Below are 18,759 nucleotides of genomic sequence, written 5' to 3' on the forward strand. Positions count from 1 at the left end.
CCGGTCAGTACCGGGGCTTGTCGGGTTCGACCCGGCGGGCCCAATCGTCGATGCCGCCGGCCAGATGGGTCACAGTCGACCAACCGTTGTCGCGCAGAACGTCGCGGGCGTACTCGGACCGGGTGCCGTGGTGGCAGTAGAGGATGACACGATCGGCCGGCTCCATCACCGCGCGGGCCTGGTCGCTGAGCAGCTGCGCCATCGGCACCAGCGCCGAGCCGTCGATGGCGACGATCTCCCGTTCCCACGGCTCGCGGATGTCGACGAGCACGAAGTCGGCCCGGCCGGCCTGCCGGTCGGCGAGCAGCGCGGCCAGTTCGGTCGAGCTGACCTCGTCGTTGGCCGGGGGCGCGCTGGGCGGGGCGACCGGATGCGGCTCGACCTCGCTGTGACTGGTGTCGTGTGGCCGGGCCGATGCCTCCGGCCCGCCGGTGCTCGCAGCGGTGGGCGTGGCGCCGTACGGCACCTCACGCCAGGATGCGTCCAGTCCGTCGAGCACGAGCAGCCGGCCGAAGAGCGGTTCGCCGAATCCGACGATGAGCTTGAGCGTCTCCGAGGCCATCATCGCGCCCACGCCGGCGCAGACCGACCCCAGCACGCCGGCCATCGCGCAGGTCTCGGCCTCATCGGGGCCGGGGGTGCTGGGGAAGAGGTCGTCCAGCCGGGTGCCGCCGTCGGGCCCGTCGACCCAGAAGGTCGTGACGAGACCGTCGAAGCGCAGCACCGACCCCCAGACGTATGGCTTGTGCTGCGCCGCCGCGGCGTCGTGGGCCAGGTGGCGGGCGGCGAAGTTGTCGGTGCCGTCGACGACGATGTCGTACCCGGAGACGAGGGCATCCACGGTGTCGCTCGTCAGTCGCACCTGGTGGGCCACGACCTCGATCAGCGGGTTGCGTGCCCGCAGGGCCGCTGCGGCCGCCACGGCTTTCGGCTCGGCCAGATCGGTCATCGTGTAGATGGTCTGGCGGTGCAGGTTGGACACCTCGACGCTGTCGGAGTCGACGATCCCGATAGTGCCGACACCCGCGGCGGCCAGGGCGGTGAGCACCGGCGAACCCAGCCCGCCGGCACCGACCATGAGCACCCTGGCGGCCGCCAGGCGACGCTGGCCGAGGTCACCGACCTGTTCGAGGGAGATCTGGCGGGCGTACCGCTGGCGTTCGGCCGGGGTGAGCGGCGGGCCAGGGGAAACGAGGGGAGCGTGCGGCATGGCGGCCCTTTCTGCTGACATCCAGCCTAGGCCTGTTGTGTGTGGGGGCGGGCGGGCGGCAGCCGACCTGCTCTGCCGTCCTGCTCCGGGTGGCGGTACCCTGAAGTATGACGTTCGTCGCCCCACCCCCTGCCCCCGCGCGTGATCCGAGCGACCAGACTCCGAGTGATCACGCCCAGACCGATCAACCGCTGACGGACCGGTCCGGGTCCGACCTCACGTTGAGCTCGGACGAGGTGCTGCGGATTCGCAACGACTTCCCGGTGCTGCACCAGCTGGTCAACGGGCATCCGCTGGCGTACCTCGACTCTGGGGCCACCTCGCAGAACCCGATCAGCGTGATGGAAGCAGAGCAGGAGTACTACGAGCAGCGCAACGCCGCCGTGCACCGCGGCGCGCACACCCTGGCCTTCGCCGCGACCGAGGTCTTCGAGGCCGCCCGCGCCACCGTGGCCGCCTTCGTCGGGGCTGCCGAGAACGAGATCGTCTGGACCTCCAACGCCACCGAGGGTGTGAACCTGGTGTCCTACGCGTTCTCCAACGCATCCCTCGGCCTCGGCGGTCCCGCCGCGACGCGATTCAGGCTGGGCACCGGTGACGAGATCGTCGTCACCGAGATGGAGCACCACTCCAACCTCATCCCGTGGCAGCAGCTGGCGCTCCGCACCGGCGCCACCCTGCGCTTCATTCCCGTACGTGCCGACGGCACCCTGGACATGACCGCCGCCGGCGAGATCCTCAACCCGCGCACCCGGCTGCTGGCCGTCACGCACGCCTCCAACGTGGTCGGCACGATCAACCCGATCGACGACCTGGTGGCGATGGCGCACGCCGTCGACGCGCTCGTGTTCCTCGATGCCTGCCAGTCCGCGCCGCACCTGGCCCTCGACCTGACCGCGCTCGGCGTGGACTTCGCGGTGTTCTCCGGCCACAAGATGCTCGGCCCCACCGGAATCGGCGTGCTCTACGGCAAGGCCGAGCTGCTCGCGGCGATGCCGCCGTTCCTCACCGGCGGTTCCATGATCACCACCGTCGACATGCAGGGCGCCGAGTTCCTCGCTCCGCCGCAGCGTTTCGAGGCCGGCACCCAGCGCATCTCCCAGGCCATCGCCCTGGCCAGCGCGGTCGACTACCTCAGCCACACCGGTATGCACCGCATCCGCACCCGTGAGGCCGAACTCGGTCGACGCCTCGTGGAGGGCGTCACCGCCATCCCCGGTGTGCGCCTACTCGGCCCCGGCCTCGGCGTCGAACGCATCGGCCTGGCCGCGGTGGATGTCGCCGGTGTGCACGCGCACGACGTCGGCCAGTTCCTCGACGAGGCCGGCATCGCCGTGCGGGTCGGGCACCACTGCGCCCAGCCGTTGCACAAGAAGCTCGGCGTTACCGCGTCCACCAGGGCCAGCACCTACCTGTACACGACCGATGACGAGGTGGACCGGTTCCTGGCCGTGCTCGCCGAGGTCGCCCCTTTCTTTGGAGTGTCCAGATGACCTCGTCCGCCATGCAGCAGCTCTACCAGCAGATCATCCTCGACCACGCCAAGTCGGCCAACGGCGCGGTCGCCGAGCTGGCGGCACTGGATGCCGACGCGGCCACCGCCGCATCCGCCGCCGGTGTGCGCCTCGCCCAGTCGCACCAGGTCAACACCACCTGCGGTGACGAGATCACCGTGCGGGTGGGCCTGTCCGGTACCGGTGCGGATGCCCGGATCGACGAGTTCGCCTGGCGCGGCGCCGGCTGCTCCATCTCGATGGCGTCGGCCTCCGTGCTGAACGACACCGTGCGCGGTACCACCGTGGCCGAGTCAGAGGCCATGCTCGACCTGTTCCGGGAGATGTTGCGCTCCCGCGGCACCATCGAACCCGACGAAGAGGTACTCGGCGACGCCGCGGCCTTCGCCGGTGTCTCGAAGTACCCGGCCAGGGTCAAGTGCGCCATGCTGCCCTGGGTCGCCTTCGAGGCCGCCCTCCTCCAGCTCGCCGAGCCTGCGTAACTCCTGCAATTCTCCCCGCCGGGCATCCTGACCCGCGGGAATCCGCGGGCCGGGTTGGGTGAGCAGGAAACGAGCAGGAGTCATGCTCCACGCGCCGGGGTGACCGCGGTGACCGGGGCGCCGGGGTCAGGCGATCGAGATCGCGATCCGGTCGCGCAGCGCGCTGGTCGGGGCCAGCCGGGCCAGGTGCCCCGCGCCGTCCAGCGCATTCGCCACGGCCGGGCGGATGTCCACGCCGGGCCAGATCTCGCGCAGGCCCCGGTCGAACCGGTGGGCGATCTCCGGTGCACGCAGCACCCCGCCGAGACCGCAGACCACGGGGGAGACCCGGTCGGCCTCGCCCACCCGGCGCAGTCCGGTGGCGGCCGCGAGCACCAGCTCGGCCGCGGCCCGGTCGCAGATCGCGGCGGAAACGGCATCCGTTGCCGCGAGCTCGGTGACCTGACGGGAGTACGCGGCAATGCGGCTCACCCGGGCCGGATCGGCCTGCAGCTCGAGGTACGCCATCTCCAGGTCCGGAAACTCCACGAGCATCTCGGCGGAGAGCGACGTCGCCGGCCCACGGCCGTCGTAGGCCCGCATCACCGCGTCGAGGGCGGCGCGGCCGAGCCAGTAGCCGCTGCCGGCGTCGCCGATCAGGTAGCCCCAGCCGTCGATGCGGGCTACCTGGCTCGCACCCACGGCCAGGGTGACCACGCCGGTGCCGGAGGCGACGACCACACCGAGCTCGTCACCGAGCGCGCCGAGATAGCTCGTGACCGAATCGTGCGCCAGGAACACCTCTCGCACACCGTGCGGTGCCACCAGAACGCGTAGCTCCTCCGGGTCGGTCTCGGCCTTGGAGAAGCCCGAGATGCCGGCGCTGACGCTGACGATGCTCTCGGTCGTCGACGACACGATCCTCGCCACCGCCTCGGCCAGCTGCGGCACGAGCGCCCGGTCGGTGCGGATGCCGTCGAACTCGAACGTCAGATCCTGCCCGGTGCCGGTGTGCAGCAGCGCTCGGATGCCGGTCTGGCCGGCATCAATGGCGAGGGAACGGGGTGTCGCGGTCATGGTGTGTCCAATCTGGATCTCGGCTGGGCGTATCGGCTGAGCTGCTGAGTCGGCTCAGCCGGCCAGCTGCCCTGCCAGCCAGGCGGCCTGGCGCACGAAGTGGTGACCCTGGCCGCCTTCGTGCTCATTGAAGGGGTAGACCTCGATGTCGGCATCCGCCGCCCAGTGGTTGTGCGCCGCGAACACGGTGGAGGGCGGACAGATCGGGTCGAGTAGCGCCACCGAGAACAGTGCCGGCACGGTGGCCCGCTTGGCGAAGTTGGCACCGTCAAAGTACGACAGGGTTTCGAAGGTCTGGGCCACTTCATCCCGGTGCACCGCGAGGTAGCGCACGACCTCCTGGTACGGGTCGCTGCCGGTCATGCCCACTGCTCGCTCGAAGTGGCAGAGGAACGGGACCTCCGGCATCGCCCCGACCAGTCCGACGGAGAGGGCGGAGGCGGCGATCGCGATTCCACCGCCCTGGCTGCCACCGCACACGGCGACCCGGTCAGGGTCGACCCTGGCGAGGGTGCGCACGGCGTCGATCGCGCGCACGGCGTCGGTGAACACCCGCCGGTAGTAGTACTCGTCGGGCGAGCGGATGCCGCGGGTCATGAACCCGGACCCGGACGGTCCACTGCCGTGCGGGTCGGCGGTGTCACCGCCGGAACCCCAGCCGCTGCCCTGTCCGCGGGTGTCCATGAACAGGTAGGCGTAGCCGCTGGCCGCCCAACCCAGGTGCTCGTGCGGCAAGCCGCGGCCGCCGCCGTAACCGTTGTACTCGACCACCGTGGGCAAACGCTCTGGCAACGCACCGGATCGGTCCGCGGGCAGCATGAACCAGGCCTTGACCGGGTCGCCGGCGAATCCGTTGAAGGTGACGTCGTAGACCTCCACCTCGCTCAGCGGCGAATCGACCCTGACCAGCACCGGAGCATCCGGGTACTGCCGCGCCTCAGCCAGGGTGCGTTGCCAGAACTCGTCGAAATCGGCCGGTTCTGCGATGTCGGGACGGTACAGCCTGAGATCGGGCAGTGGCAGGTCTAACCGGGGCACGTGTTGCCTTTCGCGGGTGAGGTCTCGGCACCAACGCTGGAGCCACCTCCGACTCTAGCGGCGCGGCAACGCCGAAGGGCGGTGGTGCGCGCCGGTCACATCAGGCCGAGAGCGGCCAACTCAGAGCGGATGGCCGGGGCGATCCGATCTGCATAGTCCGGGGTCAGGTGAACGGCCTCACACCCTACGGGCAGGGTGCCGGTGAACGCCGGGCAGTAGCCGGCGGCGCGCCGCTGCAGCCGTGGGACCCGACGAAGTGATCGGCGGATGCACCGGGATGCGACTCAGAGTGTGTGCATTCCCAGCTGTCGAACTGCTGACGGTTCTATCGCCCGGGTGTTCTCGGATGCGGCCGGGTCGACCTACGGCTGGGCATTTCGATGAGGGTCTGGCCGGGGTCGACGGTCGCAGGCGGCCGGAGCCAGTATTGGCCGGCGTTTTCGAAGATCTGCCAGCGTTGGTTGTGGAGCAGTAGATGGTGGGCGTGGCAGAGCAGGATGCCCTGGTTGATGTCGGTGGTGCCGCGGTCTCGCAGCCAGTGGTTGATGTGGTGGGCTTCGGTGAAGGCGGGTGGTCGGTCGCAGCCGGGCCAGCGGCAGCCGCCGTCGCGGGCGGCGAGGGCGCGGCGTTGGGCCCGGTTGAAGAGGCGTTCGTCGCGGCCGACGTCGAGGGGGCGGCCGAGGTCGTCGAAGCTGATATCGACGGATCCGGAGTCGCAGATCAGCCGTTCGATGGTCTCGGCCGACACGGGTGCGGTGTTGCCGTCGAGGTAGCCGTGGCCGCCCTGGCCGGGTTCACAGATCAGGATGTCATCGGCGGTGCGGAGAAACTCCACCGGGAACAGACCGTCGAGGCTGCACGGTGTGTCGGTTCGGTCGGGTGGATGCGTCTCCGGTTCCCAAGGCGGACGAACGTCGGCATCGTGGGCACGTTCGGATTCGGGTTCGGGTCCGTCGACCGCTTGACCAACTCCACTGCCACTACTGCCACTACTGCCACTACTGCCACTACTGCCACTACTGCCACTACTGCCGCCGCCGCCGCTGCAGCTGCCGCCGCCACCTTCGCTCTGGCGGCCGGCTCTGGCCGCTCCGGTCGAGATGGCGATCGCGGGCTCACTCGGTGGTCCGCTGTCAGGTGCTTTACCGGGTCTGGCTGGGGGTCTGGTAGCGGGTGCGGGTGCGGGTCTTGCGCCAGGTGCGGCTCCGGTTGTTGGTCCGGTTCCGGGTGTGGGTGCGGGTGCGGTGGTGGTGTGTGCGGTCGGCCTGGTGGGCCGCGTGGCCGGGGTGGTGGTGATGATCTGTACGGCGGGGCGGCGGCCGCCGAGCATTTCGTTGGGGTTGATGGTGGTGCCGGCTTTGAGGAGGTCGATGAAGCCGTCGCAGGTGATCTGGGTGGTGGTGCGCGGGTCGTTTTGTACTCGGCGGGCCCAGTTGGCGCGTTCGGTGTCGACGAAACGCACGCCGCCGCGGCGGGGGCTGGTGAGGCTGTCGAAGGTGGCTTTGATGAATTCGCCCTGTTCGGGTGGGAAGAGGCCGTCGACGCGGACCTGGCCGGTGTTGAGGGTCCAGATGTGCAGGTAGCGGTCGTCCCACGCTTTTTGCTCGCGCACCCGGATGCCGGCTTCGTCGAGGGTGTCGCGGGTGTGCCGGGCTCGTTTGAGGAGCTGGTCGGCGTTCAGCCTGGGGGCTTCGGCGAGGAGCTCGGCCAGTGCGTCGGCGAGGATCGGGCCGGTGACGACGGTGTCGATATCGCCCAGCCCGGTGCGGAGGGCGTGGGCGGCGTCGATGGAGAGGGTGCCCTCGGACACGGCGCGGGAGATCGGTGCGTGCCACGGCTGCGGTACCGGTTCCGGCGTGGGCAGGGTGGTGGGGGTGGGATCGTCGGTGTCGCCGGCGTCGGGGGAGTCAGGGGCGAGTGCGTCGTCGACCAGGCGTCGGGCGGCCTCGGCCTGGCGGGCTGCGGCGGCTTCGGCTTCGCCGAGCATCTGGCCCACGCCGACGAGTTTGCGGGACTCGGCCCTGGTGGTGCCGGTGAGGTTTTGGATCAGGTCTTCGGGGGAGAGGAACCCGCGTTGTTTGGCCAGGCCGGCCTGGCCGAGTTCCCAGCGGGAGCGGTGGGCGAGGGTCTTGGCCATCCAGGCCTTGCGGGTGTCGAGCTCGTGTTGGGCTTGGGCGATGGTTTTCTGGCCGGCCAGGGCGTCGGCATCCGAGAGGGCGTCGTAATCGGCGCTGGAGGCGCCCAACCGGGCCACCGCGAAGGCCGCCTCCTGCAGCGCGTCAGCCCGCGCTACCGCATCGGCGACGCCGGCAGCAGAACCACTCATAGAGTCGTCCGTAGCGCCATCCGCAGCGCCGTCGGGGGCTGCCCCGACGGTGAAGGTGTCTGCGATGGATGACTGGTTTGTCATGCCACGAATATAGCCCGATAACGAAGCTTTGTGTGAGGAAATCTCATTCTGTGGAGAACTTTTTTTGGCTCACAGCCAGGGCCTTCTATGCGTTCCTGCAACTGTTTCTAGAACGGACAATTGCGCCCGGCGTACCGGGCGCAATTGTCCGCACTGGCAACAGTTCTGTGCCTGCGGGTGGGCGTGCGAGCGCTCGGCTACTCCCGGCGGTCGAGCCGGGCCACCCCGATCTTGGAGTCGGCCATGCCGTAGAAGACGTAGAGCTGCCCCTCGATCTCCTCGATCGCGGTGGGGAACACCACATTGGGCACGATGCCGTTGGTCTCGTCGGCCGTCTCGGCCTTGAGCAGCGGTTCACTGGTGCGGCTGAGCACGATGGTGGGGTCGTCGGCGTCCAGGATCATGCCGCCGGCGGCATAGTTCACCTTCTGTTGCTGGTCGAACGCCCGCGCGAGGATGCCCGTCACCCCGTGGTGCAGCAGCAACCAGCCCTCGGGAACCCGCAGGGGTGCGGGGCCGCCGCCGATCTTGAGTTCTTCGAACGGGAACTTCGGGCCGGCCAGGAACCGGTGCCCGCGCCAGAAGGTCAGCGCAGAGACATCCGCCAGCGCGTCAGCGACCGGCACATAGCTGATCCAGATGCTCTGCCGCTGGTCGGTGACCCCGGCCGGCACCCGGATGCCCTCGCCCGGCTTGGTCTCCTCCAGGTCCCACATCGGTCGGTGCAGCACGGCGAAGCTCTCCACGCCGTCTGGGGCGGTGACGGGTTCGGGGAAGAACACCGTGTCCTTGTTGTGGAACAGGTTGAGGTCCATGTCGAGGGCCTCGTCGTAGGCGAACAGGACGGGGCCGAGGCGACGCCAGTCGCGCAGGTCCTCGGAGACCGCGACAGCGGTACGCGGACCGAGCGGCCCGTAGGCGACGTAGGTCATCACGTGCAGACCCAGCCTGGGGATGAAGGTCACCCTGGGGTCCTCGACCCCGGCATTGTTGGCGCCGCGCTCCCACCCCTGGGTGGGCTCGAGTACGACCCCCTCACGTTCCACGCCGGTGGGGACGCCGTTTTCGATGATCACCCTGGCCAGCCCCACCCGGGAGACATTGCCGGTGGCGACGAGCCGGGGCAGCAGGTACAGGGTGCCGTCCGGGGTATGGCCGGTGCCGGGGTTGAGCACCCCCTCGGCTTCGAGGTCGTTGCCCTCCTCTGGCGTCATGATGACGCCCATCCGGGTGAGGGTATAGGGGAATTCGGTGGTGGAGCTCATGACTAACCTTTCACGCCCGAGCCGATGTCGCTCGAGACGAAGTGCCGTTGGAACAGGATGAAGAGAACGACAGCGGGGGCTGCCAGCACGCAGGCGCCGGCCAGGATCGCGCCGAACGGGTTGGCCGCGGTGGCCGCGACGTTGGTGAGGTAGTTCGCCAGGGACACCGCGAGCGGTTGCAGCGAGGCCTCCTTGGTGATCAGGAACGGCCAGAGGAACTCATTCCACGGGCCGATGAAGGTGAGCAGCACCACGGTCAGCAGCGCCGGTCGTACCAGCGGCAACGCGATGCTGCGCAGGATCTTGAGTTCACCGGCGCCGTCGATTCTGGCGGCGTCGAAGAGGGCCCTCGGCACCTGCAGGAAGTACTGCCGGAAGATGAGCACCGCCGTCGAATTAATGGCGAACGGCAGGATCATGCCCAGGTAGTTGTCGGCCAGGCCGTAGTCCCTGGCGATCATCACGTAGAGCGGGATCATCAGGAGCTGGAAGGGCACCACCTGCACGAGCAGCACCAGCGCGAAGGTCACGCCGCGTCCGCGCCACTCCAGCTGCGCCAGTGCGTACCCCACCAGCACGCCGAAGACGACAGTGCAGAGGATGACGCCGCCGGCGAAGATGCCCGAGTTCACCAGTCCCTGCAACAGGTCGATGCGGCTGTTGATGGCGACATAGTTCTCGCCGGTGATGTTCGCAGGGTTCGGGAACGCCCCGGCGATCGTCGAGTCCGGTTCCGTCTGGAGGGAGCCGATCACCATGTAGTAGAACGGGAACAGGAAGATCAGGGCGCCGACGAACAGCACAACGTAGCGCAGGATGTTCTGGCCCCGGCTCATGCCGTCGACCTTGCGCGCGCGGGAGCGCCTGCTGCCCGTCTTGACGGAGCCCGTTGCCGCGTCGGCCGACGGGTTCTGGGTGGTGCTCATGAGTCGTCCCCTCCGGCCAGCTTGCGTTGGATGAATGCCAGGATCAGCACGCCGATCACGAGGATGACCCCGATCGCGGCGGCAATGTCTGGTGCGCCCTGCTCGATGCCGCGCTGGTACATCAGCAGCACCGGTGACGACGAGGCGCCGTTCGGCCCGCCACCGCCGGTGAGCAGGTACGGTTCCGTGAACAGGTTCGCGCCGGTGACCGTGGCCAGCAGCAGCACCAGCACGGTGGCCGGCCGGACGCCGGGCACGGTGATCGAGAAGAACATCCGGATCTTGCCCGCGCCATCCGTGGCCGCGGCCTCGTACAGCTCCTCCGACACGTTCTGCAGGGCGGCCAGGTAGAGCAGGATGAAGAAACCCAGACCCTTCCAGGTGACGAAGATCGCGATGGTGGGCATGGCCCACTGCTCGTTGATCAGCCAGGCCGGATCCGGCGCCAGCGGCCCCAGGATCTGGTTGACCAGTCCGTTGCCGCTGAACAGGAAGATCCAGACCCCCACCACGGCCACACTGGCCGTGACGTACGGCACGTAGAACGCCACCCGGAGGAAGGTGCGAGCGTGCACCACCTTGTTCAGGGCCGTGGCGAGCACGAGCGACAGGATCACGGTGAGCGGCACGTTGATCAACAGGAAGATGCCGACATTGCCGAACGAGCGGATGATGGCCGGATCGCTCAGGACCTCCTGGAAGTTCGCGAGCCCCACGAACGGCCGGTCCACCACGGCGCCGGGGGCGGCGAAGAAGTAGTCGTGGAACGACATGTAGAAGGCGAAGACCAGCGGGTAGGCGAAGACCAGGAGAACGAAGGCCAGGTAGGGGGCGCTGAGCACGAGCCCGAGCGGGTTCTTGCCCAGCCAGCGGCGCCGCACGGACCGGCGGGGGCCCCCGCCACCGGGCCGTGCTGGCCCGGTGGCGGGGTTCGGGGTGACGCTCCCTGAGGAGACTGTCGGGGTGGACATGGAACTTACGGCTGCGCGATCAGTTCGTCGACCTTGGCGGCCGCAGCGTCGAAGGCATCAGCGATGTCGCCCTCGCCGGTGATGACGCTCTTGGTCCAGGCATCCCGGAACGCCTGCCAGGCGGCGACGGAATTGGCGACCTGGGGGACCTCGACGGTGCGGGAGGCCTGGTCACCGAACTGCTCGTAGGCGGGGTTCGCCTCGAAGTAGTCGGGGTAGGCGCCGGTGAGGTCGGTGCGCAGGGGCATCTGGCCGGTCAGCTCGAGGAGCTGGCCGTCCTGCTCCTCGCTGGTGGCGAACTTCAGCACGTCCCAGGCCGTGGCCTGGTTCTCGCAGGCCGTGAACAGGCCCACGTTCTTGGCGTCGCTGAAGGTGTACGCCTCCTCGGGGGCAACACCGGTGCTGGTGGGGAACGGCACGGCTCCCCAGTTCACCGCGTCCTTGTAGACGGACACGGCCCAGGGTCCGGCGCTCGACATGGCGGCCTTGCCGTCGGCGAACGAGTCACCCTGGTACTGCTCCTTGCCGGCCAGGCCCTCGGCGTACAGGGTCTTCCAGAACTCGCCAACCTCGACGCCCTCGTCCGAGTTGAACGTGGCCGCGCCATCCTCGATGAAGAGGGTGCCGTCGGTCTCCGCCGCGTAGGTGGGGTAGAAGTCGAACCAGCTCTGGAAGAACTGGCTCGTCGGCGACGGGTAGATGGCGTACTCGGCGGCGCCGCTGGCGACCAGCGTGCGGGCGGTCGCGGTGAACTCCTCGTGGGTGGCCAGGGCGGGGTTCTCCGGGTCCAGTCCGGCCGCGGCGAAGAGGTCCTTGTTGTAGAACAGCATCACCGGGTTGGACTTCCACGGCATCTGGTAGAACTTGCCGTCGTCGCTCTGGTACTGGTCGGCGAGGTCCCCGGTGCGCTCCTGGATGTAGGAATCGCCGTCCTCGAAGCTGCTGAGGTCGACCAGGCCGCCCTGCTTCTGGAACTGCGGCACCGCGACGGGGGCGGTGTTGAAGACCAGGCACGGCGCGTTGCCGGCGGTGATGGCGGCGCCGATGACCTCTTCACTGCTCTTGCCGGCCGGGATCTCCTGAGCCTTGACCTGCTCGTCGGGGTTCTCGGCGTTCCAGGCCTCCACCATCTGCTTGCCCCAGAGAACCTCGTTCTCGTTGTTCGAATACCAGATCGTGATGTCACCCCTGGACTCGGCCCCGCCCGAGCTGCCGCCGGCCGAGCAGGCGCCGAGGGCGACGATCATGGCGGCGGAGGTGGCGGCTGCGGCGAGCATCCGGGTGTGGCGTCGCCGGGTCTGACGGTTGGTGGGGTGGATGCGAGTGCGGCGTTGCATGTGCTTCTCCATTCATGATTCCGCAGCGGCTCTGCTGCGGCGAGTTGTGGTGGGGCGCCGGAAAGACGCCCCGGCTCAGCGTTCGGCCGGGATGGCCGCCGAGCCGCGGATGATCAGCCGGGCGGCGGGGAGTTCGACGTCGTCGGCGTGACCGGTGCGGATGAGGGTGAGGAGGGTGGTCGCGGCCGCGCGGCCCCAGACCATGGGGGTCGCGCCCACCGTGGTGAGCGCGGGGTAGACGTACCGGGCGAATTCGATGTCGTCGAATCCGGTGATCGAGACGTCGTCCGGCACGCGTACGCCCAGCTCCTGGGCCACGCCGATGCCGGCGATGGCCATCGGGTCGTTGGCGAAGACGATGGCGGTGGGCGGTTCGCTCTGGCGCAGCAGCCGACGGGTGGCGTCCGCTCCGGCGGCGATCGAGAAGTCGGTGTCGACGACCTGACCGTCGCCGAGGCCGGCGTCGCGCATGGCGGCGGTGAAGGCGTCCCTGCGCCGGTTGCCGTGCAACATGGCGGCGCTGCCGGCCACGTGGGCGATACGGCGGTGTCCGAGGGCGACCAGGTGACGCACCGATTCACGGATGCCCTCGGTGTCGTCGATCGACACCGCCGGGAACGGGCTGGGCTGGTCGGGGCGGCCGAGGGTGACGGCGGGCAGCCCGAGTTCGGCCAGGCAGGGGATGCGGACGTCGTCCTGGCGCAGGTCGCTGACGAAGACCCCGTCGACCCGGCCGTCCGACACGAGGGTGCGGTAGGTGGCCAGCTCGGTCGACGAATCGGGAACCACGCTGAGCACCAGGGCGAGACCCTCCGGGGCGAGGATGGTCTCCACGCCGGCGATGAACGAGGTGAAGAACGGGTCGGACCCGAGCACCTCGGGGTCGCGGGCGATGACCAGACCGAGCGCGAAGGACCGCTTGGAGGACAGCGACCGCGCCCGCAGAGACGGCGTCCAGCCCAAGGCGCCGGCGACCTGCAGGATGCGCGTGCGCGTCTCAGCGGACACTCCGGGCCGGTCGTTGAGGGCGAAGGAGACGAGGCCCTTGCTGACGCCGGCCTCACGGGCCACGTCGGCGATCGTGACCCGACTGGATTCCGAGACCTGGTCCGTGCTCGCGTCCATGTTCGAGTTCGAGCTCGAGTCCATGGGGGCCTCCTCATTGATGGCGATCCGGTTCGGCCACATTCGCCGCCTTAACCGGTTTAGGCACAATCTATACCGGTTTAGGACGCCGCGTCAAGAAGTATTCCCGCGCCTGCCCGTCCGGCCGCGCCCCTGACGCCGGGCGCCGCGCCAGGTTGACTGTTCCCGGTGCGGACATCTGCGTCCGGTGTGCCGGGCGCAGAAGTCCGATTCGGCAACAGTTGCCCGCCTCGGCCGGCGGCCTTGAGCAGCAGGATGCGTGAGCCTAGGGTGATCTGCACCATGGACTGGTTCGCTACGGGGGACTACGACATCGCGCGCGAGATCCTGCAGCGGGGCATCGCCGCGATCTTCCTGATCGCCTTCGTGTCGGCCCTCAACCAGTTCCCGGCGTTGCTCGGCGACACCGGCCTGCTCCCGGTGCGGCGGTTCACGGCGGTGGTGCCCTTCAGACGGGCGCCGAGCCTGTTCCACTGGCGCTACTCCGACCGGATGCTGCGCCTGGTCGCCGGCCTCGGCGCCGGCCTGTCCGCGACCGTGCTTCTCGGCCTGCCCCAACTCGGGCCGGCCTGGCTGCCGATGCTCGTCTTCCTGCTGCTCTTCGCGGCCTATCTCTCGATCGTGAACGTCGGCCAGACCTTCTACTCCTTCGGCTGGGAGAGCCTGCTGGTCGAGGCCGGGTTCGTCGTCGCGTTCCTCGGCTCCACCGCCGTGGCCACCCCGATTCCGGTGCTGCTGTTCCTGCGCTGGCTGGTGTTCAGGCTCGAGTTCGGCGCTGGACTGATCAAGCTCCGCGGCGGCCGCGAATGGCGGGACCTCACCGCGCTGTACTACCACCACGAAACCCAGCCGATGCCCAACCCGGTGAGCTGGTTCGTGCACCACCTGCCACGCTGGTTCCACCGGGGTGAGGTGCTCGGCAACCACGCGGTGCAGCTCGGACTGCCCGTGCTGCTGTTCGCTCCGCAGCCGGTGGCGTCGATCGCCGCAGGCCTGATCGTGCTCAGCCAACTCTGGCTCGTGCTCACCGGTAATTTCGCCTGGCTCAACTGGATCACCATCGTGCTGGCCGCCGCGGCCGTCGACGACGCCTCCTTCCACTGGCTGGGCGGGCTGGTCGTTCCAGGGCCGCGGGATGCGCCCGCCGCCGCGCCGGGGGAGCCGCCGCTCTGGTTCGTGGTCACCGTGCTCGCCGTGACGACGCTGCTGCTGGTGCTCAGTTACTGGCCGGCGCGCAACCTGCTGCGCCGGCGCCAGCTGATGAACGCGAGCTTCAACCCGTTCCACCTGGTGAACGCCTACGGCGCGTTCGGCACCGTCACCAAGGAACGCTTCGAGGTGATCGTGGAAGGCAGTGACACGGGCGACCCCGACCCCACGGCCTGGCGGGCCTACGAGTTCCGAGGCAAACCCGGCGACCCCACCCGGCTGCCCGGGCAGTTCGCGCCCTATCACCTGCGTCTGGATTGGCTGATGTGGTTCCTGGCCCTCGGCTCACGGGACACACACTGGTTCGAGATGTTTCTCGCTCGACTGCTGCAGGGCGATCCGGCGACCCTGCGGATGCTCGCCCACAACCCGTTTCCCGCGCATCCGCCCCGCTATCTGCGGGCCCGGCTGTTTCGCTACCGGTTCAGCACACCCGCAGAGCGCCGGGCCGAGAAGGTCTGGTGGGTGCGCACCGAGGTCGGCACCCTGGTGCCGCCGGTGACGCTGCCGGCCGACCCGGTGACGGCCGCCGACGAGTGAGTGCGCACGCGGCCGACGCCAGGCCGGCCGGAGCGCGGCTCAGCGACCGCGCAGCTCTTCCATCTCCCGGCGTTCCCGCTTGGTGGGCCGGCCGGCGCCGCGGTCGCGCATCGGTACCAGCGCCACCTCTTCGCGCGGGGGCGGTGGCGGGGTGTTGTCGACGAAGCACTCGGCGGCCACACTCGGGCCCACCCGTTTGACGATGATTCGCGCGACCACGAGCACCCGGTCGAAACCGTTGGCACGGATGCGCACCTCGTCGCCGGGTTTGATCGACTGGGCGGACTTGGCCCGTTCGCCGTTCACCCGAACGTGCCCGGCCCGGCAGGCGGCGGTGGCCTGCGAGCGGGTCTTGTACATCCGCACCGCCCAGGCCCAGCTGTCCACCCTGGCGCTGTGCAATTCCATGCCTCGACTCTACGCGGCCGGCGGCATCAGGTGAACCTGCCGATCAGCCCAGCAGCACCCAGGCGATGAGCAGCATGGTGACCAGGAACCCGGTGAGGAAGTTCAGCCGGAGGAACCGTTTCCAACCGTTGTTGGCGCGTTCGGAGTCCGCGTCGCTGACCGACCGGTACGGCCAGGCGGCCAGGATGTATGGGATGACGAGCAGAGCGGCGAGCGGCCCCGGCCAGTCAGTGACCAGCATCAGCAGCCCGGCCAGCAGCCAGAATCCGATCGCCAGGCGCACGGTCGCCGCGGCGCCGAACGCCGTCGCGATCGAGCTGATGCCGCCCTGCCGGTCTGGCTCGACATCCTGCACGGCCCCGAAGGCGTGGCTGGCGACGCCCCAGAAGAAGAAGGCCGTCAGCAGGGCAACGAGCTCCGGGGTGACCAGGGCTCCCGCGACGGCGAGGCCGTACACGGCCGGGCTGACGAAGTGCACGCTCGAGGTGACGGAGTCGAGCACCGGTCGTTCCTTGAAGCGCAGCCGGGGTGCGGAGTACGCGACCACGGCGAACAGGCTGGCGGCCAGCACGACCCACGACGAGGGGTTGAGGCCGGCCAAGACGAGCATCAGCACCAGCACGGGCGCGGCGGTCGCCACCCCGGAGACCAGCACGATCCGGTGCATGCCCGGATCGAGCATGGCGCCCTCTACCCCGCCCTTGCGGGGGTTGCGCAGGTCGGACTCGTAGTCGAAGACGTCGTTGATGCCGTACATCAGCAGGTTGTACGGGATCAGGAAGAACAGCGTGCCCACGACGAGCAGGGCATCCACCCGGCCCGTTGTCACGACGTAGGCGGCGGCGAACGGGAACGCCGTATTGATCCAGCTGAGCGGCCGGGAGGACAGCAGAACCTGCCGAACCGTGTGGCCGACTCCGCTCGACGAGGATGCCTGCGGGGGAAGTGCCTCGGTCATGCGTCCTGTCCTTCTGCGGGTCGTGCGGGGTGTGCCGTACCGCGTCCACCTGCTGCCCGCGGAGTGTCGCCGCCGAGCAGCGCCCAGACGGCAGGCAGCAGCAGCGCCGCGGCCACCGGATAGGCGAAGTCTTCCACGGGGGCGATCCCGACGAACGCCCCGTTGATCAGGGCCGGATCGTAGGCGACGAGTCCCACCCCGATCATGATGTTATCGAAGACGGCGGTGAGCACCAGAACGGCGGCCAGGGCGAGGGCGGATGCCGCGTACAGACGTCCGGCGGCCGGCCGCCGCCACAGCGCCACGGCGGCCGCTGCCACCGCGAGGCCGAGGAAGATCGTGTTGAGCTCGAGGTAGTTCACGCGGGCCGCCGCCTCTCCAGGAGCATCCGTGCGCCCTGCAACGCATTCATGAACAGGTAGCAGAGGAACGTGAGAAAGAAGACCTCTTCGATGGGCAGCTCCGGGGCCACCTGCAGCCCGGTCATGAACGCCGTCTGGCCGCGATAGAAGATCCCGGCCATGATGCCGAGCACGTCCCAGGCCAGGAAGAACAGCACCCCGACACCGAGCACGACGGCCGCGGCGCGCGGCGCGCGCCAGAAGAACAGGCCGAACCGACGGTCGAGCACGACCATGCCGGTCAGGGAGACCAGCAGGGCGAGCAGATAGGCGAAACCGAGCATCAGCGCAGAACGGCGGCCAGGGGCTCGGGGAGGGGACCCGTGCTCACGTCGCCACGAATCCGCTTGAGCAGGATCTCGGCACTGATCAGGCACATCGGCAGGCCGATCCCGGGAATGGTGCTGCCGCCGGCGTAGTAGAGCCCGTCGATGTGCGCGGAGACATTGGTGCCGCGGAAGAACGCGCTCTGCTTGAGCGTGTGCGCAGGTCCCAGCGCGCCGCCCTTCCAGGAGTTGAGGTCGTCGGCGAAGTCGGCCGGCCCGATGGTGCGGCGCACCACGATCCGCTCGGCGAGGTCGGGGATCCCTGCCCACTCGGCGAGCTGCCCGATCGCGGCATCCGCGATGCCCTCGACGGTGGCCGAGCCGGCCCCGTCGATGCCGCCGTGACCGATGCCGGTGTCCGCCGGCACCGGGATGAGCAGGAACATGTTGCTGGAGCCGTCTGGGGCGACGCCTGGATCTGTCGCGCTGGGCAGGCAGGCGTAGAACGACGCCGGGTTCGGCACCGAGGTCTCCGTGCCGAAGATGCGGTCGAAGTTGTCGGCCCAGTCCTCGGTGAAGAACAGGGTGTGGTGGGCGAGCTTGGGCAGGTCACCGCTCACGCCCAGCAGCACCAGCACGGCACCGGGGCCTGAGGTGCGCTTCTGCCACCAGCGCTCGGGGTAGGTCTGTTTCGCGGGCTCGACGAGTTCGGTCTCGGTGTGGTGCAGATCGGCGGCGGAGACCACCAGATCGGCATCCAGCCGCACGGTGTCCCCGGCGGCGTTGGTGTAGGTCACACCCTCGACGGGCGCCTTGGCACGCCGGCCGGCCGGGGTGGAACCGGAGCGAATCGCCTGCACGGTCGCACCGGTCTCAATGGTGACGCCGGCCGCACGGGCCAGGTCCACGATGCTCTCGATCAGCCGGGTGAACCCGCCCTGCGGGTAGAGCACGCCGTCGGCCAGGTCGAGGTGGCTCATCAGGTGGTACATCGACGGGGTGCGGTCGGGCGAGGAGCCCAGGAAGACGGCCGGGTAACCGAGGATCTGGCGGATGCGCGGGTCACGGAAGTAGCCGGCGACGAACCTGTCCAACGGCTGCAGCAGGAGCCGGCCGAGCCGGCCCATCCGGGAGAGCACATCACGCACGAGCAGGGGCTTGAACGACGCGAAGCTCGTGTACAGAAACCTGTCCACGGCCATGTCATAGGTCTCCTTGGCACTGGCCAGGTACTTCTCCAACTGTGCGCCTGCACCGGGTTCCAGGCTGTCGAACAGACGGATGTTGTCGGCCTTTTCGGCGCGAACGTCAACGGGTTCCTGGTCGGACTCGAAGAACACCCGGTAGCCGGGGTCGAGCCGGGTGAGCTGCAGTTGCTCGGCCGCGCTCGTGCCCATCAGCCGGTAGAAGTGCTCGAACACCTCGGGCATGAGGTACCAGGACGGACCGGTTTCGAAGCGGAAGCCCTCGGATTCCCAGAAGCCGGCCCGGCCGCCGAGGGTGTCGTGAGCCTCGAGCAGGGTGACCTGGTGCCCCTCCCTGGCCAGGAGCGCCGCGCTGGCCAGCCCGGCGATGCCCCCACCGATCACGACGGTTCTGGTAGCGGTACCGGTCACGGGGCC

At 69.1% G+C, this 18,759-nt stretch carries 17 protein-coding genes; 3 read left to right on the plus strand and 14 right to left on the minus strand.

From position 1 onward, the window contains the following. Positions 1 to 4: 4 nt before the first annotated feature. Positions 5 to 1,210, minus strand: a complete 1,206-nt coding sequence (locus K2F54_RS02220) for a ThiF family adenylyltransferase (protein WP_220604214.1) — start codon at positions 1,208 to 1,210, stop codon at positions 5 to 7. Positions 1,211 to 1,317: 107 nt separating this feature from the next. Here K2F54_RS02220 and K2F54_RS02225 point away from each other — a divergent pair, with 107 nt between their 5' ends. Beyond that, on the plus strand, positions 1,318 to 2,703 hold the full coding sequence (locus K2F54_RS02225; RefSeq protein ID WP_220604215.1) for an aminotransferase class V-fold PLP-dependent enzyme: 1,386 nt from the start codon (positions 1,318 to 1,320) through the stop codon (positions 2,701 to 2,703). Next, complete coding sequence (sufU, locus tag K2F54_RS02230; RefSeq protein WP_220604216.1) at positions 2,700 to 3,206, plus strand: Fe-S cluster assembly sulfur transfer protein SufU; 507 nt, start codon at positions 2,700 to 2,702, stop codon at positions 3,204 to 3,206. Before K2F54_RS02225 ends, sufU begins: the two co-directional genes overlap by 4 nt. A 126-nt stretch (positions 3,207 to 3,332) precedes the next feature. On the opposite strand, the gene K2F54_RS02235 is transcribed toward sufU, so the two are convergent. The 8 genes from K2F54_RS02235 to K2F54_RS02270 form a co-directional block, all read right to left on the minus strand. Continuing rightward, a complete protein-coding gene (locus K2F54_RS02235) occupies positions 3,333 to 4,262 on the minus strand; it encodes an N-acetylglucosamine kinase (RefSeq protein ID WP_220604217.1) in 930 nt (309 codons plus the stop codon). Positions 4,263 to 4,316: 54 nt separating this feature from the next. Continuing rightward, entirely contained in the window at positions 4,317 to 5,300 is a 984-nt protein-coding gene (locus K2F54_RS02240; protein ID WP_220604218.1) for an acetylxylan esterase, read from the minus strand. A 325-nt stretch (positions 5,301 to 5,625) separates the two neighbouring features. Further along, positions 5,626 to 7,710: an HNH endonuclease signature motif containing protein gene (locus K2F54_RS02245; RefSeq protein ID WP_220604219.1), complete on the minus strand. Its 2,085-nt coding sequence runs from the start codon at positions 7,708 to 7,710 to the stop codon at positions 5,626 to 5,628. 197 nt (positions 7,711 to 7,907) lie between these two features. Continuing rightward, positions 7,908 to 8,975 carry a glycoside hydrolase family 130 protein gene (locus K2F54_RS02250; protein ID WP_220604220.1) on the minus strand — a complete coding sequence of 356 codons (1,068 nt, stop codon included), beginning with the start codon at positions 8,973 to 8,975 and terminating at the stop codon, positions 7,908 to 7,910. A gap of 2 nt (positions 8,976 to 8,977) precedes the next feature. Further along, a complete protein-coding gene (locus K2F54_RS02255) occupies positions 8,978 to 9,811 on the minus strand; it encodes a carbohydrate ABC transporter permease (protein ID WP_220604412.1) in 834 nt (277 codons plus the stop codon). Positions 9,812 to 9,897: 86 nt separating this feature from the next. Further along, the gene (locus K2F54_RS02260) at positions 9,898 to 10,872 is read right to left on the minus strand and encodes a carbohydrate ABC transporter permease (RefSeq protein WP_220604221.1); all 975 of its coding nucleotides are present in this window, start codon (positions 10,870 to 10,872) and stop codon (positions 9,898 to 9,900) included. 5 nt (positions 10,873 to 10,877) lie between these two features. Further along, complete coding sequence (locus K2F54_RS02265) at positions 10,878 to 12,209, minus strand: extracellular solute-binding protein (protein WP_308287470.1); 1,332 nt, start codon at positions 12,207 to 12,209, stop codon at positions 10,878 to 10,880. A 75-nt stretch (positions 12,210 to 12,284) separates the two neighbouring features. Continuing rightward, a complete protein-coding gene (locus tag K2F54_RS02270; RefSeq protein ID WP_255576615.1) occupies positions 12,285 to 13,358 on the minus strand; it encodes a LacI family DNA-binding transcriptional regulator in 1,074 nt (357 codons plus the stop codon). A gap of 279 nt (positions 13,359 to 13,637) precedes the next feature. On the opposite strand from K2F54_RS02270, the gene K2F54_RS02275 reads away from it, so the two are divergent. Further along, the gene (locus K2F54_RS02275) at positions 13,638 to 15,104 is read left to right on the plus strand and encodes a lipase maturation factor family protein (protein ID WP_220604222.1); all 1,467 of its coding nucleotides are present in this window, start codon (positions 13,638 to 13,640) and stop codon (positions 15,102 to 15,104) included. A gap of 39 nt (positions 15,105 to 15,143) precedes the next feature. Here K2F54_RS02275 and K2F54_RS02280 read toward each other — a convergent pair whose 3' ends face one another. The 5 genes from K2F54_RS02280 to crtI are packed head-to-tail and all read right to left on the minus strand — an operon-like array spanning position 15,144 to position 18,753. Next, entirely contained in the window at positions 15,144 to 15,512 is a 369-nt protein-coding gene (locus K2F54_RS02280; protein ID WP_220604223.1) for an RNA-binding S4 domain-containing protein, read from the minus strand. A gap of 43 nt (positions 15,513 to 15,555) precedes the next feature. Beyond that, complete coding sequence (locus tag K2F54_RS02285) at positions 15,556 to 16,470, minus strand: prenyltransferase (RefSeq protein ID WP_220604224.1); 915 nt, start codon at positions 16,468 to 16,470, stop codon at positions 15,556 to 15,558. Next, the gene (locus tag K2F54_RS02290) at positions 16,467 to 16,832 is read right to left on the minus strand and encodes a lycopene cyclase domain-containing protein (RefSeq protein WP_220604225.1); all 366 of its coding nucleotides are present in this window, start codon (positions 16,830 to 16,832) and stop codon (positions 16,467 to 16,469) included. Before K2F54_RS02290 ends, K2F54_RS02285 begins: the two co-directional genes overlap by 4 nt. Further along, on the minus strand, positions 16,829 to 17,155 hold the full coding sequence (locus K2F54_RS02295; RefSeq protein WP_220604226.1) for a lycopene cyclase domain-containing protein: 327 nt from the start codon (positions 17,153 to 17,155) through the stop codon (positions 16,829 to 16,831). Before K2F54_RS02295 ends, K2F54_RS02290 begins: the two co-directional genes overlap by 4 nt. After that, positions 17,155 to 18,753 (minus strand): phytoene desaturase family protein, encoded by a 1,599-nt coding sequence (gene crtI / locus K2F54_RS02300; RefSeq protein ID WP_220604227.1) that lies wholly within the window; start codon positions 18,751 to 18,753, stop codon positions 17,155 to 17,157. Before crtI ends, K2F54_RS02295 begins: the two co-directional genes overlap by 1 nt. Positions 18,754 to 18,759 lie beyond the last annotated feature (6 nt).

The organism is Cryobacterium inferilacus, assembly GCF_019599185.1.
Classification (GTDB): Bacteria; Actinomycetota; Actinomycetes; order Actinomycetales; family Microbacteriaceae; genus Cryobacterium; species Cryobacterium inferilacus.

Bases quoted from the DNA above. Each gene is read 5' to 3' on its own strand.
- K2F54_RS02250 (WP_220604220.1), bottom strand. From the start codon at position 8,975: ATGAGCTCCACCACCGAATTCCCCTATACCCTCACCCGGATGGGCGTC.
- K2F54_RS02220 (WP_220604214.1), bottom strand. From the start codon at position 1,210: ATGCCGCACGCTCCCCTCGTTTCCCCTGGCCCGCCGCTCACCCCGGCC.
- K2F54_RS02270 (WP_255576615.1), bottom strand. From the start codon at position 13,358: ATGGACTCGAGCTCGAACTCGAACATGGACGCGAGCACGGACCAGGTC.
- K2F54_RS02225 (WP_220604215.1), top strand. From the start codon at position 1,318: ATGACGTTCGTCGCCCCACCCCCTGCCCCCGCGCGTGATCCGAGCGAC.
- K2F54_RS02255 (WP_220604412.1), bottom strand. From the start codon at position 9,811: ATGAGCCGGGGCCAGAACATCCTGCGCTACGTTGTGCTGTTCGTCGGC.
- K2F54_RS02260 (WP_220604221.1), bottom strand. From the start codon at position 10,872: ATGTCCACCCCGACAGTCTCCTCAGGGAGCGTCACCCCGAACCCCGCC.
- K2F54_RS02245 (WP_220604219.1), bottom strand. From the start codon at position 7,710: ATGACAAACCAGTCATCCATCGCAGACACCTTCACCGTCGGGGCAGCC.
- K2F54_RS02280 (WP_220604223.1), bottom strand. From the start codon at position 15,512: ATGGAATTGCACAGCGCCAGGGTGGACAGCTGGGCCTGGGCGGTGCGG.
- sufU (WP_220604216.1), top strand. From the start codon at position 2,700: ATGACCTCGTCCGCCATGCAGCAGCTCTACCAGCAGATCATCCTCGAC.
- K2F54_RS02285 (WP_220604224.1), bottom strand. From the start codon at position 16,470: ATGACCGAGGCACTTCCCCCGCAGGCATCCTCGTCGAGCGGAGTCGGC.
- K2F54_RS02275 (WP_220604222.1), top strand. From the start codon at position 13,638: ATGGACTGGTTCGCTACGGGGGACTACGACATCGCGCGCGAGATCCTG.
- K2F54_RS02235 (WP_220604217.1), bottom strand. From the start codon at position 4,262: ATGACCGCGACACCCCGTTCCCTCGCCATTGATGCCGGCCAGACCGGC.
- K2F54_RS02265 (WP_308287470.1), bottom strand. From the start codon at position 12,209: ATGCAACGCCGCACTCGCATCCACCCCACCAACCGTCAGACCCGGCGA.
- K2F54_RS02295 (WP_220604226.1), bottom strand. From the start codon at position 17,155: ATGCTCGGTTTCGCCTATCTGCTCGCCCTGCTGGTCTCCCTGACCGGC.